This is a genomic window from Acidiphilium acidophilum, assembly GCF_033842475.1.
Lineage (GTDB): Bacteria > Pseudomonadota > Alphaproteobacteria > Acetobacterales > Acetobacteraceae > Acidiphilium > Acidiphilium acidophilum.
Genome location: NZ_JAWXYB010000018.1, coordinates 1340653 through 1355908, shown reverse-complemented (window position 1 = coordinate 1355908; position 15256 = coordinate 1340653). Strand labels below are relative to the sequence as shown.

Genomic DNA, 15256 nt, shown 5'->3' with positions numbered 1-15256 from the left:
CGCCATGCTGCGCATGATCGTCAACCGCCTTCTGACCGCTCTCCTGTCGCTCGCGATCCTCATCACCATCGTCTTCTTCATGACCCACGCCACCCCGGGCGGTCCGGCCTATTCCATCCTCGGCCAGAAAGCGACGCCCGCCGCCGTGCACGAGCTTAACGTCCGCCTCGGCCTCGCCGCCCCGCTCTGGAAGCAATACGTCATCTGGTGGTGGCATCTGCTGCAGGGCCGTCTCGGCTATTCCTACCTGCTCAACCGCCCGGTCACCCAACTGGTCGGCGACTACATGATGAACACCCTGGCCCTCTATATCGGCGCCATCCTGCTCGCCCTGATCCTCTCGATCGGCCTCGGCCTGCTTCAGGGCGTCACCTACGAGCGCTGGCCCGCCCGGGTCATCGGCGCCCTCCAACTCTCGCTCTATGCCCTGCCGACCTTCTTCGTCGGCACCATGTTCATCCTGTATTTCGGTGTGAAATGGGGCGTCCTGCCCACCGGCGGCATCACCAATCTCCGCCTCGAAAACCCCGGCCTGCCGGACTATGCGCGCCACCTCATCCTGCCGGTCCTCACCGTCGGCCTGCTCGGCGTCGCCGGGCTGTCGCGCTATTTCGGCACCTCGGTGCATGAGGAACTCGGCAAGGATTACGTCCGCACCGCTCTGGCCAAGGGCCTCACCTTCCGCGCCGTGCTGTTCAAGCACGTGCTGCGCAACGCCCTGCGCCCGCTGGTCACCATTCTCGGCCTGTCCTTTCCCGGCATTTTCGCGGGCTCGGTCCTGGTCGAAACCGTCTTCAACTATCCCGGCCTCGGCTACCTGCTCTGGCGATCCGCATTATCGCAGGATTACCCGGTCATCTCCGCCATCGTCCTGTTGATCGGCGCGCTCACCGTCATCGGCAACTTGCTGGCGGATCTGGTCAACGGCCTGCTCGACCCCAGGGAGCGCTTCGAATGAGCAATTCACTCGCCACCGCCATCACCGCCCCCGGCGGCGCACTGCGCCGCTCCGCCGCCGAACGCGCCGCCATGTGGCTGGGCGACCGCGGCACGCTGGTCACCGGGCTGGTGCTCGCCGTCCTCATCCTCGGCTTCAGCCTGCTCGGTCCCTATCTCTACACCGCCAGCCCCTACGCCATCCACGGCCATCACGCCCTGCAGGGCCCGAGTGCGACATTCCCCCTCGGCACCGACCAGATCGGCCGCAACGAACTCGCGCGCCTGATCGCCGGCGGGTACGCCACCCTCATCGTCAGCATCCCCGCCGCCATCCTCACCTTCGGCCTCGGCATCGTCTACGGCCTCGCCGCCGCCCTCAGCCCCTCCTGGATCGACAAGGTTTTGATGCGCGTGCTCGATGCGATCCTGGCCCTCCCCGGCCTCGTCGTGCTGATCTTCTTCTCCGCCCTGTTCCAGCCGGGCAATTTCGAACTGATCCTGCTGCTCGGCCTCACCTCCTGGCCCGGCCTCGCCCGCATCGTCCGCAACGAAGCGATCGCCCAGCGCAACCGCGATTTCATCCTCGCCACCCGCCAGTTCGGCGGCGGCACCTGGTACGTCGCCCGCGTCCACATCCTGCGCGTGATGGCCCCCATCCTCGTGGTCAACGCAACCTTCCTGGTGGGTGACATGGTGCTCGCCCTCTCCGGCCTGAGCTTCCTCGGCCTCGGCGTCCAGCCGCCCTACACCAGCTGGGGCGGCCTGCTGCAAACCGGCCTCAACCTGATCGCGCTCGACCCGTGGTGGATGATCCTGCCCGCCGGCCTGATGATCTTTCTCTCGATCATGGCCGCCAACCTGATCGGCCAGGGCCTGCTCGCCCGCTTCGGTGCCGCACGATGAGCACGGTCCTCTCGCTCGAACATCTCTCGGTCGCCCTCAAGCGCGGCCGTGGCCGCCCGATCTCGGTGCTCGACGATATCAGCCTCACCGTCAACGCGGGCGAAATGACCGCGCTGGTCGGCGAAAGCGGATCGGGCAAAACCATCGCCTCGCTCGGCGTCATCCGGCTCCTGCCCCGCAGCGCCGAAATCACCGGCAAGGTCATGCTCGCGGGCACCGATCTCGCCGCTCTCACCGAATCCCAGATGCGCAAGGTTCGCGGCCGCGACATCGGCATGGTGTTCCAGAACCCGCTCTCGGCGCTCAATCCCACCACCCGCGTCGGCAACCAGATCGCCGAAGTCTATCGCCTCCACACCGGCGAGTCCGATCGCGCCGCCCGCGCCCGCGCCCGCGAACTGCTCGGCGAAGTCGGCATCCCCGACCCCGCCGACCGGCTCGACGACTACCCCCACCAATTCTCCGGCGGCATGCGCCAGCGCGTGATGATCGCGATGGCCCTGGCCTGCTCGCCCAAACTGCTGATCGCCGACGAACCCACAACCGGCCTCGATCTGCTGGTCGCCCGCCAGATCCTCACCTTGCTCAGCCGCCTCCGCCGCGAACACAGCATGGGCGTGCTGTTCATCACCCACGACCTCTCGATCGTCGAGGAACACGCCGATCAGGTCCACGTCCTCTACGCCGGCAAATCGGTCGAATGGGGCGGCGCCCGGTCCTTTTTCGCCCAGCCGCGCCATCCCTACAGCCAGGCCCTGCTCGGCGCGGTCCCCCGCCTCGGACAAACCCGCCTCGCCAGCATCCCGGGCAACCTGCCGGACCCGGAATCCCGCCCCCCCGGCTGCCGCTTCGCCCCGCGCTGCGCCTTTCGCGAACCCGCCTGCGAAACCGCCTACCCCGCACCGGACACCACCGGCGGCACCATCTTCGCCTGCCGGCGCGCCCGCGAGATCGACCCCGCCGCCCTGCTCGATGCGGTCACGCCCGAAGCCGCCCCCGCCGCCCCGGTCAACCGCGACACCGCCCTCGAAGTCACAGCCCTGGGCGTCGATTACGAACGAACCGCCACCAGTTTCATCCAGGGCGTCCTCGGCCGCAAGGACAAGATGCGCGCGCTGGAGGACATCTCCTTCACCCTCGGCCAGGGCGAATGTCTCGGCATCGTCGGCCAGAGCGGCTCGGGCAAATCCACCCTCGGTCGCGCCGTCCTGCAAATGATCCCCTATCAGGGTCACGTTATCTTGAACGGCGAAGCCTTCGATGCAATGCCCCGCGCTCAGCGCAAACCGGCCCGGCGGCGCATCCAGGTCGTGTTCCAGGACCCCAAGGAATCGATGAACCCGCGCATGCGGATCGGCGACATCATCGCCGAACCCCTGAAACTCGCCGGGATTCGCAGCAAACGCGCCCGCATGGACCAGACCGTCGCCCTGCTCGACCGGGTCGGCCTGTCCGATCGCATGATCAACCTGTTTCCCGGCTCGGTTTCCGGCGGCCAGGCCCAACGCATCGCGATCGCGCGCGCCCTCGCCACCAATCCCGGCATAATCGTGCTTGACGAACCGACATCGAGTCTCGATGTTTCAACCCAGGCTCTATTGTTGAACCTTTTGAAAGATTTGGCGCGTCAAGATGGTTTGAGCTATATGCTGATCAGCCATGACATTGCCGCGGTTAGTTACATGGCCGACCGGATTGCCGTTTTGAACGGCGGCAGGATGGTGGAATTCGGTACCGCACAGGAAGTGCTGACCAGCCCACGCAACGCCTACACCAGGGAACTCATTGCCGCCTCCCCGCATTTCCGCACGAACCAACCGGGCGGAGCGCTTGATATAATGGAATTCTTACCCTCAACCGCCCAGCCGTCCGCCGTATAGACCGCGACCGCGCAGCCTCTGGAGATGAACCGATGAACGAAATTGTCCGACTTGTCCTGCTCACGGGTGGCCTGCTCGCCGTCATGCCCGTGCTGCTGCTGATCACCCTCGTGGTCGCCTTCGAGCGGCTCTGGCTGCTGAAAAAGACCATCAATTCCGGCAGCCGCATCCACGCCCGCCTCCGCGAGATCGGCTACGGCAATCTCGAAGGCCTGCGCGAACTCGCGGAAGCCAACAGCAAGACCCTTCAGGGCCACCTCATCGTCACCGCCCTCGCCTCGCGCGGCGAAACCGCCGACGAGCTCGATTTCCACCTCGAAGAGGAAATCATGGACGCGATGCCCCGGGTCAATCGCGGCCTCTGGATTCTCGACACCTCGGTCACCCTCGCCCCGCTGCTCGGCCTGTTCGGCACCATCATCGGCATGATCCAGGCCTTCAACGTGCTCTCCCAGCACGGCGGCCCGGCCAAGGTTACCGGCGGCATCGCGGATGCGCTGATCTCCACCGGCGCCGGCCTGCTCATCGCGATCATCGCGGTCTATTTCGTCAACTACTTCAACTCGATCGCCCAGCGCATCACCCAGCAGCTTGAACTGATCAAGGTCATGCTGGTCAACCGTTTCCACACCCGCGGCCTGAGCGACGGCGCGACGAGCACGATGGCCCAGACCCGCGCCGCCGAATACACCGCCGCAGGGGTCTGATCATGCGCCACAGACGTCACCCTCAGGAGCGCAGCCGACCCCGGCTCGAAATCGTCCCGATGATCGACATCATGATGTTTCTCCTGGTGTTCTTCGTCATGATCGTGCTGAAAATGATCCCCGATTCCGGCGTCAAGCTCCAGCTCCCCGGCGCCTCGACCGCCAACGAGCTGAAGCCCACCCAGATCGTCATCATGATCGACCCCAACGGCGGCCTGCACGTCAAGAATCAGTCGATCACCCGCGCGGGGCTGACCACCTACCTGACCGGCCTGTACGACACCAAGAAAAAGATCGACGTGATCATCGCGGGCGACAAATCGGTGAAATACGAGCGCATCATGCAGGTGATGAACTCGGTGCGGAAATCCGGCATCACCGATGTCGGTCTCGCCACCAAGCACTGACGCGGCCCCAGCGGCGGCGGACACGCCAGCGGAGGATCTGCGCGCGGCGTTCCTGGCCTATCTGGCCAGTGAACGCCGCGCCGCTCCCAAAACCATCATCACCTATGGCGGCGACCTCGCCGAATTCCTCGGCTTCCTCACCGCCCATCTCGGCGCCGAACCCACCGCAGCCGACCTCGCGGCCCTCACCCTCACCGACCTGCGCAGCCACCTCGCCCGCATCGCGACGAACGGCGTCGGCAACGCCACCCGTGCCAAAAAACTCGCGGCGATCCGCAGCTTCTACCGCTATCTGCACCTCCGCCACGGCATCGCCAACCCAGCCCCCGGCCTCAGCCTCACCCCGCGTGCCCGCAAACCTTTGCCCCGCGCCCTCACCACCCCCGATGCGAAATCCGTCGTCACCGCGATCGGCGATGATGCCGCCACCACCGCCCTCGCCATCCGCGACACCGCGCTGATGGCCCTGCTCTACGGCGCCGGATTGCGGATCGACGAAGCCCTGTCGCTCAACATCGCCGACCTCCCGCCCGAGGCCACGCCCCTGATCGTGCGCGGCAAGGGTGGCAAGCAACGCATCGTTCCCCTCCTCGCCACCGTGCGCGAAGCTCTCGCCGCATGGCGACGCATCCACCCCGCCGCCGCCCCGCAATCGCCCCTCTTCCTCGGGGCCCGCGGCGCGCGGCTCAACGCCGGTGTGGTCCAGCGCCATCTCCGAAACTTCCGCCGCGCCAACGGCCTGCCCGAACACGCCACCCCCCACGCCCTGCGCCACTCCTTCGCCACCCACCTCCTCGCCGCCGGGGCCGATCTCCGCTCGATCCAGGAACTCCTCGGCCACGCCAGCCTCTCCACCACCCAGCGCTACACCGATATCGACACCGCCCAGCTCATCTCGGTCTGGCAGAAATCCCACCCCCGCGCCTGAGCCGGCATCCCGTCCGGCCAAGACAAACCGATCCCGAAGTGTTATCCCTGTCCATCATCGATAAGGGACGGAAACCATGACCCAACAGAACCGCTTCGAAGGCCAATCCGCCGTCATCACCGGGGGCGCCGCCGGCATCGGCCATGCCGTCGCGCACCGCATCATCGCCGAAGGCGGCCGCGTCGCCATCTGGGACCGCGACCACGCCGCCATCGCCGCCGCCCGCGCCACCCTCGGCGATGCCGCGATCGGCTTCACCGTCGATGTCACCGACGAAGCCTCCGTCGAACAGGCAGCCAGCACCACCCACGCCACCTTCGGCAGCATCGACATCCTGGTGGCCAGCGCCGGCATCACCGGCCCCAACACGACGACATGGACCTACGAGACCGATGCCTGGCGCCAGGTCATCGAAATCAACCTGATCGGCATGTTCATCACCAACAAGGCGGTGGTGAAACGCATGCTCGAAGCCAATACCGGCCGCATCGTCAACATCGCCTCGATCGCCGGCAAGGAGGGCAACCCCAACGCATCCGCCTACAGCGCCTCGAAGGCCGGGGTGATCGGCCTGACCAAATCCCTCGGCAAGGAGCTCGCGAAAACCGGCATCACGGTCAACTGCGTCACCCCCGCCGCCGTCAGGACCGCCATTTTCGACCAGATGACCCAGGAGCACATCGACTTCATGCTCTCGAAAATCCCGATGGGCCGGTTCGGCACCGTCGAGGAAATGGCCTCGCTGATCTGCTTCCTCGCCTCGCGCGAATGTTCGTTCAGCACCGGCGGCGTGTTCGACATCTCAGGCGGCCGCGCCACCTACTGACCCCGCTCACCCACCCGGCACCCCCGCGGCATTGACATAAAGCGCATAGAGCGACCGGCTGGACGCCATGAACAGCCGGTTGCGATGCCGCCCGCCGAAGCACACATTCGCACAGCGTTCCGGCAGCGCGATCCGCCCGATCGCCGCGCCGTCCGGGTTGAATATCATCACCCCGTCGAGCGCCGCGCTGCCCATCCCCCACCCCGCCCAGATATTGCCATCCACATCGCAGCGTATCCCGTCCGGCGTCCCCTCCGTCCCGGCATCGATCAGCACCCGCCCGTTGCCGATCGCACCCTCCCCCGTCACATCGAACACAAGGATGCGCCGATGCGGCACCCCGCGCGACTCCACAATATAAAGCCGCCGCTCATCGGGCGAAAACGCAAGCCCGTTCGGCCCGAGCACATCATCCGCCACCAGCGTGACCGCCCCGTTCCCCCCGTCGATCCGATACACATGGGCCCCGAGTTCCGCACGCGCGATCCGCCCCTCGTAATCCGACCCCAACCCGAACGGCGGATCGGTGAACCAGATGCTGCCATCCGATTTCACCACCACATCATTGGGCGAATTCAACCGCCTGCCCTCGAACCGATCCGCCAGCACGGTCAGCGACCCGTCATACTCCGTCCGCACCACCCGCCGCCCGCCGTGCTCGCACGTCACCAGCCGCCCCTGCCGGTCGCGGGTATTGCCATTGGCGAACCCGCCCTCGCGAAACACCGAAACGCTGTCATCGGTCTCATCCCACCGCATGATCCGGTCGTTCGGAATGTCGCTCCACAGCAAATATCGCCCATCCCCGAACCACACCGGCCCCTCGCACCAGCGCATCCCGGCCGCAATCCGTTCCACCGCCGCATTGAACAGCCGGTATTTCGCGAATGACGGATCGAGCGTCTCGATCGCCGGATCAGGATAACGCGACGCCGGAACCCACCCGCTCATCGCGCCCCCACCATGCAAAGCCGCACCCCGCAACGCCCGGACGCGCCAATCCTGCCCGTCAACCTTCCTGATTGCCGCCTTTTCATTTGAAGCATTTCCCCATCCTTCCCAACTTGGCAACCATCATTCAAGGAGCCCGATCATGGACGTCACCGCCCGCCAGAAAGCGATCCAACAGCAAGTCCGCGACGCCGACAAGGCGCGCCCGCCGATCGAAATGCAGGGCGCCATGCAGGCCGGCGCCCGCCGCTACCCCGAACCGCCCTTCCCCGATGAATCCCGATCGAAACCCGGCATCGAAACCGGCCAGAGCCTCGCGCCGATGTACGACGCCCCCTACTGGAAAGGCTCCGGCAAGCTCGCCGGCAGCGTCGCGATCATCACCGGAGGCGATTCCGGCATCGGCCGCGCCGTCGCCATCCTGTTCGCCCGCGAAGGGGCCGATGTCGCCATCCTCCACCTCGCCCACGAACAGGAAGACGCCGACGTGGTCAAAGCCGCGATCGAGGCCGAAGGCCAGCGCGTCCTCACCATCGCCGGCGACGTGACCGACCGCAAATCCTGTTTCGACGCCGTGGCCAAAGTGGTCGAGGCCTTCGGCAAAATCGACATCCTGGTGAACAACGCCGCCTTTCAGATGCATGTCAGCCGCTTCGAAGACCTCACCGAGGAGCATTTCGACCTGACCATCAAAACCAATCTCTACGGCTATTTCCACATGGCCCAGGCCTGCCTGCCGCACATGGGCGAGGGCGCGGCCATCGTCAATTCCGGCTCGGTCACCGCGCTGATGGGCAATTCCACCATCATCGACTACACCATGACCAAAGGCGGCATCCACAGCTTCACCCGCGCCCTCGCCGGCTCGCTCGCCTCGCGCGGCATCCGGGTCAACGCCGTCGCCCCCGGCCCGGTCTGGACCCCGCTCAACCCGAGCGACAATCCCTCGAAAATGGACAGTTTCGGCTCCAACACCCGCATGAAGCGCCCGGCCCAGCCCGAGGAAATCGCCCCGGCCTACCTGTTCCTCGCCTCGAAGCAGATGTCGAGCTTCATCACCGGCGAAATCCTCCCGGTGATCGGCGGCTATACCGACCGCTGAACCAAACCCTAGGTCGCGGTCGCCTTCGTCCCCCTGGCCAGAGGCGGCCCGATCAGCTCGCGCACCTTCGCCGCCGTCGTCGCAGTCGCCCAGTTGCCCGCCCCCTGCAGCGAGGCGACCACATCGCCCTTGCGATTGACGATCACGGTCAGTGGAATCCCGTTGACCTGAAACGCCCGCAACGCGCTGGAGGACGGGTCGATCAGCATCGGCACGCCCGTAATATCGTGTTTCTTGTAATACGGGATCACCGCCTTGATCCCATCGGAATCGACCGAGATCGGCAGCACCCGGATGCCGTCCGGCAGCAGCATCTTGTTGAGCACCACCAGCGAGGGCAGTTCCGCCCGGCATGGCGGGCACCAGGTCGCCCAGAAATTAACGATCAACCCTTCGCCCTTGTAATGTGCAAGGTCCAGCCGCCGCCCCGCCGCGTTCATGAAATGAAAATCCGGTGCCGGCTCCGGCAGGGTTTCCGCCAGATTCTGCGCCACATCGGGCAAACTCATCGCGAAAGCCGATTTGCCCAACCCGGCAAGCGCCGTTAAGTCAGGCAGCAACACCCCTGCGCCCAATGCCGCGAAATGCCGCCTTGAAAGTTTGATTGCCATGAACGTCGATGCTCCGCCCGAAAATATAACCAAGTCTGCATCTGACCATAACACCGGCGAAGCGCAAGCCGCGCGCCTGCAATGGGGCGGTCGATTTTCCGAAGGGCCGGCGGCGATCATGCAGGCGATCAACGCCTCGATCGGGTTCGATCACCGGCTCTGGCGCGAGGATATCGCCGGAAGTCTGGCCCACGCCGCCATGTTGGCGCATCAGGGCATCATCAGCCAGGACGACGAAACCGCGATCCGCAACGGTCTTGGCGAAATCCACGCGGCGATCACTTCACAAAAATTTACTTTCGACCCCGCCCTGGAAGACATCCACACCAACATCGAAGCCTGGCTGGTCGGCCGGATCGGCGAGGCCGGGCGCCGCCTCCACACCGCCCGCAGCCGCAACGATCAGGTCGCGACCGATTTCCGCCTCTGGGTCCGCAACGCGATCGACGCGATCGACCTCCAGCTCCGCGACCTGATGCGCGCCCTGGCCGACCGCGCCGCCGAACACGCCGGCACCATCATGCCCGGCTTCACCCATCTGCAAACCGCCCAGCCGGTCACCTTCGGCCACCATCTGCTCGCCTATGTCGAAATGCTCGCGCGCGACCGCTCCCGCCTCGCCGATGCCCGTGCCCGCCTCAACCAATGCCCGCTCGGCAGCGCGGCCCTCGCCGGCACCACCTTCCCGATCGACCGCAACATGACCGCGCAAGCCCTTGGTTTTACAGCACCAACTGCCAATTCCCTCGATGCCGTCTCCGACCGCGACTTCGCCATCGAATTCCTCGCCGCCCTCTCGATCATGGCGATGCACCTGTCGCGCTTCGCCGAGGAAATCATCATCTGGGTCAGCGCCCCCTACCGCTTCATCCGCCTGTCGGATGCCTACACCACCGGCTCCTCGATCATGCCACAAAAGCGCAATCCGGACGCCGCCGAACTCACCCGCGCCAAAACCGGCCGCATCTTCGGTGCCCTGCTCGCCCTGCTCACCGTCATGAAGGGCCTGCCGCTCGCCTATGCCAAGGACATGCAGGAAGACAAGGAAGCCGTCTTCGACGCGGCGGACGCCGCCGAACTCAGCCTCGCCGCGATGACCGGCATGGTCACCGACATGCAGGCCGACGAAGCGCGCATGCGCGACGCCGCCGGGGCCGATTTCGCCACAGCAACCGACCTCGCCGATTATCTGGTCCGCGACCTCGACCTGCCGTTCCGCACCGCCCACCACGTCACCGGCCGCATCGTCGCCATGGCCGAGGCGCGCGGCACCGACCTCGCCTCCCTGCCCCTCGCCGCCATGCAGGAGGCCGAACCCCGGATCACCGAAGCGGTGTTCGGCGTCATCACGGTCGAGGCCTCGGTCGCCGCACGCAAGGCGATCGGCGGCACCGCGCCGGACAACGTCGCCCGCGCCGCCGCCGCGTGGCAGAAGGCCCTGTCATGAAATACCTCATCCTGATCCTCGCCTGCGCCGCCCTCGCCGCCTGCGGTCGCGCCGGTGCCCCCTCGCCGCCCGGCCCGGCAAGCGCCATCACCTACCCGCACCAATACCCGTCGCAATGAACCATCACGCCGCCCTTTCCTCCGCCACGCTGCTGCGCGACCAGCCCTGGCACCGGCTGATCGCGGCGCGCCCCGCTCTGCGCTGGCACGCTCAGGACGGACTCACCTTCGATGATGTCCCGCTCGCCGCGATCGCCGCCGAACATGGCACCCCAAGCTGGATCTACAGCGCAGCAACACTCCGCAACCGTCTGACTTTGCTGCAAACCACCTTCGCGACTATCGGCCTCACCCCCGCGATCCGCTTCGCCGTCAAGGCAAACGACCACCTCGCCATCCTGAACCTGCTGCGCCAAGGCGGAAACGGGGTCGGTGCGGGCGCCGACGTGACCAGCGCCGGCGAATTCGCCCGCGCCGCCGCCGCCGGCATCGCCCCGGCTGCGATGGTCTATTCCGGCGTCGGCAAGCGCGAGGACGAAATCGCCGCCGCCCTCGCCGCCGGCATCGGCCAGTTCAACGTCGAAAGTGCCGAGGAACTGGCCATGATCTCGGCCATCGCCACCGCCGCCAACCGCATCGCCCCGGTCGCGCTGCGGGTGAACCCCGACATCGCGGCGGGCGGTCACGATAAAATCAGCACCGGCCGCGCCACCGACAAATTCGGCATCCCCCTCCATCAGGCCGCCGCACTCTACCGCCACGCCGCCCGCCTGCCCGGCATCCGCGCCATCGGATTTTCCACCCATATCGGCAGCCAGATCTTCAGCCCCACCCCGTTCGAAGCCGCCTATCACCGCATCCTCGATTTGATCGACAGCCTCATGGCGGAAGGTGCCACGATCACTGCTTTCGACCTCGGCGGCGGCTTCGGCATCCCCTATGATGACGGCATCGCCTTCCCGCTCGGCGCCTATGCCGCCATGGTCAAGCGCCTGATCGGCGATCGCGCACTCGACCTCACCATCGAACCGGGCCGCTGGCTGGTCGCCCCCGCGGGCATCCTGCTCGCGCGGGTCACCCTGACCAAAGCCACCGAAGCCGCCGATTTCACCATCCTCGATGCCGGCATGAACGATCTGATCCGCCCCGCCCTCTACGACGCCAATCACGGCATCGTCCCGGTCGGCGCGATCGATGCCGCATCCCCGCCGCGCCCCACCGAAATCGTCGGCCCGGTCTGCGAAAGCAGCGACCGGTTCGGCCGGTACGATCTGCCCGCCCTCAAACCCGGCGCGCTGGTCGCAATCCTCGATGCGGGTGCCTATGGCGCGGTGATGAGCAGCACCTACAATGCCCGCCCCCGCGCCGCCCAGATCTTGATCGATCGCGGGCAACCCCATCTGATCAGAATGCGCCAACCGATCGATCAGCTCTGGCATGACGAGATCATCCCCCACGCCTGACCCCGATCCCATCGCCACCCACCTCGCCCGCCTCCGCCGGCGGGCGCATCTCGTCCTCACCATCGAGGCGCTCGCCGTCGCATCCCTCGCCCCGCTCGGCGTGATCGCCCTGTTCCTGATCGCCACCCTGCTCGGCCTCGGCGGCTGGCGCGCCGACCTGATCGGCCTCCTCGCCTTGATCGCCGCCATCCTCCACGCCCGCCGCCACTACGCCCCACCCCTGCCAGCCGCGATCGACCGGCGGATCGAACACGATTCCCGCCTCTCGCACCGTCCGATCACCGCCTTCGAAGACCGCCGCGCCCTCGCAGGCTCCGCCTCCCTCACAGACTCGCTCACCGATCCGCTCACCACCACGCTCTGGCAGTCCCATCGCGCCCGCACCGATGCCGCGTTGCGCACCGCGCGAATCGGCCGTCCTACACCCGATCTCGCCGCCCACGACCCGCTCGCCCTGCGCGCCCTGCTGTTGCTCGCCCTGATCGCGGCCTGGATCGCGGCGGGCCATCAGGCCGGCCCGCGCCTCGCCCGCAGCTTCGACCTGCCGCGCCTGTTCCCCGGCAGCGGCATCACGGTCCAGGCCTGGATCACCCCGCCACGCTGGACCGGCGAAGCCCCGATCCTGATCAAACCCTCCGCCCACCCGATCACCGTCCTGAGCGGCTCCTCGCTCGCACTCATCCTGACCGGCGGCGGATCATCGCCCCCCGCCGCCGCCGCCGGCCCTCACGGCATCCGCTTCGCCACCATCGCAAACGGCAGCTACCGCGCCACCGTGCCGCTCACCGCGCCCACCACCATCACGATCGGCCCCTTCTGGCACCGCATCGCGCGTTACCGCCTGATCGTCGCAGCCCCCGTCCCGCCCACGATCGGCTTTACCATCCCGCCCTATCGCGACCCCGACGGCAAACGGATCGACTTCACCTGGAACGTCGCGAGCCCCTACGGCCTGACCGGGCTCGACCTCGCCTTCCAGCCCGCCAGCCGCACGCCCCCCGGAAAGCCCGCACCCCGCACCGACCACGCCGCCGTGCCCCACCCCTCGCCCACCCACGGCGAAGCCCTGCTCGACCTGCTGGAAAGCCCCTATGCCGGCATGGCGGTCGAAGCCCGGCTGATCGCCACCAACAAGGCGGGCCAGACCGGCACGTCCAGCCCCGCCCGCATCACCCTCCCCGCACCGATCCTCCATAACGCGACCGCGCAGGCGCTCGAAGCGATCCGTCAATCCCTCGCCCTCGATCCCGCACGCCACAATGCCCTCGCCGCCCGTCTCGCCACCCTCGCAACAACCCCCCCCGGCCCGATCACCCCCGGCACGAAACGCGACATCGCCAGTTTCGCCCCTCGCTTCGCCGCCGGCACCGCGCCCCATCCCGAAGCCCAGCTATGGGGCCTCGTGCAACGCGCCGAACAGGGTGCGGCCTTCCGCGCCGCCGAACAGCTCGCCGCCGCCCGCCGCGCCCTCGAAGCCGCCCTGAACAAGGCCCTCGCTGGCCATTCCACCGCCGCGACCCAGTTACAGAAACTCCTCGCCCGGCTCGACGCCGCCTCCCAGGCCCATCTCGCCGCCCAGGGCCAGAAATCCCTCACCCAGGCCCAGCTCGGCACCATGTCCAGTATCAGCGCCCTCGCCCAGCGCATCGCCGATGAAGCCGCCGCCGGGGATGCTGGACAGGCCAAGGCCGACCTCGCCAAACTCCGCGCCATGCTGCGTCAGGTCCAACAGGAAAAACCGGTCTCCGCCGCCGAGCAGGCCCGCCAGCAGGCCGCCCATCAGGCCGAAAGCACCCTGTCGAAACTGATGCGCGAGGAAGCCGGGCTGATGGACCGCACCGCCCGGCAATCCCAGCCCCAACCGGGCAATCAACCGGGTAATCAGCGGGGCAACCGCGCCGGCCAGCCCACCCCCGCCCCGGACCAGGCCCTCGCCCGCGCGCAACAAGCCCTGCAGCAGCAACTCGGCGCCACCGCGACCAGCCTCGCCCAGGCCGGCATCCCACCCGGCCCGCAGATCGGCCAGGGTCAGCAGGCGATGCAATCGGCAACGGCCTCCCTCACCCGCGGTGACGCCCCCGGTGCCTTGCCCGCCGAACGCGCCGCCATCGCCGCCCTCCAGCAGGCCCAGAGCGCGTTGCAGGCGATGCGCACCGGCAAGGGTTCCGGCAGCGGCCCCTCCGGCCTCGGCCAACGCGCCTCAGGCGGCCACGGCCAGTACGGCAACCAGAATCACGGCGTCATCCGCCTCGGCCGCGCCGGCATCAAATCCGACGCCCGCACGATCCAGAACGAACTGATCCGGCGCGACGCCGCACCCGACCTGCCGCCCCCCGCCCACCAATACTACCACCGCCTGCTCGGCAACGATTTCTGACCGGTCGCCTACCGCGCGCCGCCCACCCGCAGCGTCAGCATGATCGGATGATGATCGGAGGGCCCGCGCCACAACACCCGCGCCTCACCCCGCTCCATCCCGCGCACCATGCACCGGTCGAGCCGGAACGGGATCATCCCGCTCGCCCGGCACGTCACCTGCCGTGGCCCGACATCGTGAAACCCCGCCAGCCGGATCGGTCCAAGCGCATTGTAATCGCCGATGATCGCCCCCGGCCCCACCAGATGCCGCGTGATATGGCGCAGTTGCAGCCGGTTCAGCATCTGCCCGTGCGACAAATGCACATTCGCGAGCGTCACCCCCTCGATCCGCACCATCTGCGCCAGCCGTGGCGGCACCCGCCCCGGCACCTTCGAGGCGGGCAGCCGCAGCGTCGCCGGCTCCTCGAACCGATGCCGGCTCCACGCCGCCAGCCCATAGGTCCGCCGCGCCATCGGCGCACGATAATACCACCCGCCGCACAGATGCGCGATCTCGCCGATCTCCTCGGTCGCCTCCTGCATCAGCATCACATCAGGCCGGCAGGACTCGATCAGCGAAGCCACGTCGCGCGCCTGCGCGCCCACATGATGCAGAAGGTTCCAGCTCACGATACGCATGATGATCTCCGCTGGCCCGGATCGGGAATCTCGTCGGGTTGACTTGTCTTTGCGCGCAAACCCGGCTTCATCCGGTCACGCCGCTCAACCGGAACA

15 protein-coding genes are annotated in these 15256 nt (G+C 67.3%); 12 read left to right on the top strand and 3 right to left on the bottom strand.

The window, feature by feature from the left end; translation table 11 throughout:
* Positions 1 to 4 precede the first annotated feature (4 nt).
* From SIL87_RS09150 to SIL87_RS09120, 7 genes are all read left to right on the top strand, one after another.
* On the top strand, positions 5 to 958 hold the full coding sequence (locus SIL87_RS09150; protein WP_319613867.1) for an ABC transporter permease: 954 nt from the start codon (positions 5 to 7) through the stop codon (positions 956 to 958).
* On the top strand, positions 955 to 1842 hold the full coding sequence (locus SIL87_RS09145; protein ID WP_319613866.1) for an ABC transporter permease: 888 nt from the start codon (positions 955 to 957) through the stop codon (positions 1840 to 1842). The genes SIL87_RS09150 and SIL87_RS09145 overlap by 4 nt, the downstream gene beginning before the upstream one ends.
* Positions 1839 to 3722: an ABC transporter ATP-binding protein gene (locus tag SIL87_RS09140; protein ID WP_319613865.1), complete on the top strand. Its 1884-nt coding sequence runs from the start codon at positions 1839 to 1841 to the stop codon at positions 3720 to 3722. Before SIL87_RS09145 ends, SIL87_RS09140 begins: the two co-directional genes overlap by 4 nt.
* A gap of 32 nt (positions 3723 to 3754) precedes the next feature.
* Positions 3755 to 4429 carry a MotA/TolQ/ExbB proton channel family protein gene (locus tag SIL87_RS09135; protein WP_319613864.1) on the top strand — a complete coding sequence of 225 codons (675 nt, stop codon included), beginning with the start codon at positions 3755 to 3757 and terminating at the stop codon, positions 4427 to 4429.
* Between the two features lie 2 nt (positions 4430 to 4431).
* Positions 4432 to 4836 (top strand): ExbD/TolR family protein, encoded by a 405-nt coding sequence (locus tag SIL87_RS09130; RefSeq protein WP_319613863.1) that lies wholly within the window; start codon positions 4432 to 4434, stop codon positions 4834 to 4836.
* Positions 4811 to 5764, top strand: coding sequence for a tyrosine recombinase XerC (locus tag SIL87_RS09125; RefSeq protein ID WP_319613862.1), 954 nt, complete (start codon positions 4811 to 4813; stop codon positions 5762 to 5764). Before SIL87_RS09130 ends, SIL87_RS09125 begins: the two co-directional genes overlap by 26 nt.
* Before the next feature lie 76 nt (positions 5765 to 5840).
* Entirely contained in the window at positions 5841 to 6590 is a 750-nt protein-coding gene (locus SIL87_RS09120; RefSeq protein ID WP_319613861.1) for an SDR family NAD(P)-dependent oxidoreductase, read from the top strand.
* A gap of 6 nt (positions 6591 to 6596) precedes the next feature.
* On the opposite strand, the gene SIL87_RS09115 is transcribed toward SIL87_RS09120, so the two are convergent.
* Positions 6597 to 7541, bottom strand: a complete 945-nt coding sequence (locus SIL87_RS09115) for an SMP-30/gluconolactonase/LRE family protein (RefSeq protein WP_319613860.1) — start codon at positions 7539 to 7541, stop codon at positions 6597 to 6599.
* Positions 7542 to 7683: 142 nt separating this feature from the next.
* On the opposite strand from SIL87_RS09115, the gene SIL87_RS09110 reads away from it, so the two are divergent.
* Positions 7684 to 8643, top strand: coding sequence for an SDR family oxidoreductase (locus SIL87_RS09110; RefSeq protein WP_319613859.1), 960 nt, complete (start codon positions 7684 to 7686; stop codon positions 8641 to 8643).
* Between the two features lie 8 nt (positions 8644 to 8651).
* Here SIL87_RS09110 and SIL87_RS09105 read toward each other — a convergent pair whose 3' ends face one another.
* Entirely contained in the window at positions 8652 to 9254 is a 603-nt protein-coding gene (locus SIL87_RS09105) for a TlpA family protein disulfide reductase (RefSeq protein WP_319613858.1), read from the bottom strand.
* Between SIL87_RS09105 and argH the strand changes: the two genes are divergently transcribed.
* Genes argH through SIL87_RS09085 form a run of 4 tightly spaced genes read left to right on the top strand, consistent with a single transcriptional unit; the run spans position 9253 to position 14540 of the window.
* Positions 9253 to 10701: an argininosuccinate lyase gene (argH, locus tag SIL87_RS09100; protein ID WP_319613857.1), complete on the top strand. Its 1449-nt coding sequence runs from the start codon at positions 9253 to 9255 to the stop codon at positions 10699 to 10701. The two genes, SIL87_RS09105 and argH, sit on opposite strands and share 2 nt — an antisense overlap.
* The gene (locus tag SIL87_RS09095) at positions 10698 to 10820 is read left to right on the top strand and encodes a hypothetical protein (RefSeq protein ID WP_319613856.1); all 123 of its coding nucleotides are present in this window, start codon (positions 10698 to 10700) and stop codon (positions 10818 to 10820) included. The genes argH and SIL87_RS09095 overlap by 4 nt, the downstream gene beginning before the upstream one ends.
* Positions 10817 to 12163 carry a diaminopimelate decarboxylase gene (lysA, locus tag SIL87_RS09090; RefSeq protein ID WP_319613855.1) on the top strand — a complete coding sequence of 449 codons (1347 nt, stop codon included), beginning with the start codon at positions 10817 to 10819 and terminating at the stop codon, positions 12161 to 12163. The genes SIL87_RS09095 and lysA overlap by 4 nt, the downstream gene beginning before the upstream one ends.
* The gene (locus SIL87_RS09085) at positions 12138 to 14540 is read left to right on the top strand and encodes a DUF4175 family protein (protein ID WP_319613854.1); all 2403 of its coding nucleotides are present in this window, start codon (positions 12138 to 12140) and stop codon (positions 14538 to 14540) included. The genes lysA and SIL87_RS09085 overlap by 26 nt, the downstream gene beginning before the upstream one ends.
* 8 nt (positions 14541 to 14548) lie before the next feature.
* Here SIL87_RS09085 and SIL87_RS09080 read toward each other — a convergent pair whose 3' ends face one another.
* The gene (locus tag SIL87_RS09080) at positions 14549 to 15160 is read right to left on the bottom strand and encodes an endonuclease/exonuclease/phosphatase family protein (protein ID WP_319613853.1); all 612 of its coding nucleotides are present in this window, start codon (positions 15158 to 15160) and stop codon (positions 14549 to 14551) included.
* Positions 15161 to 15256: the final 96 nt, after the last annotated feature.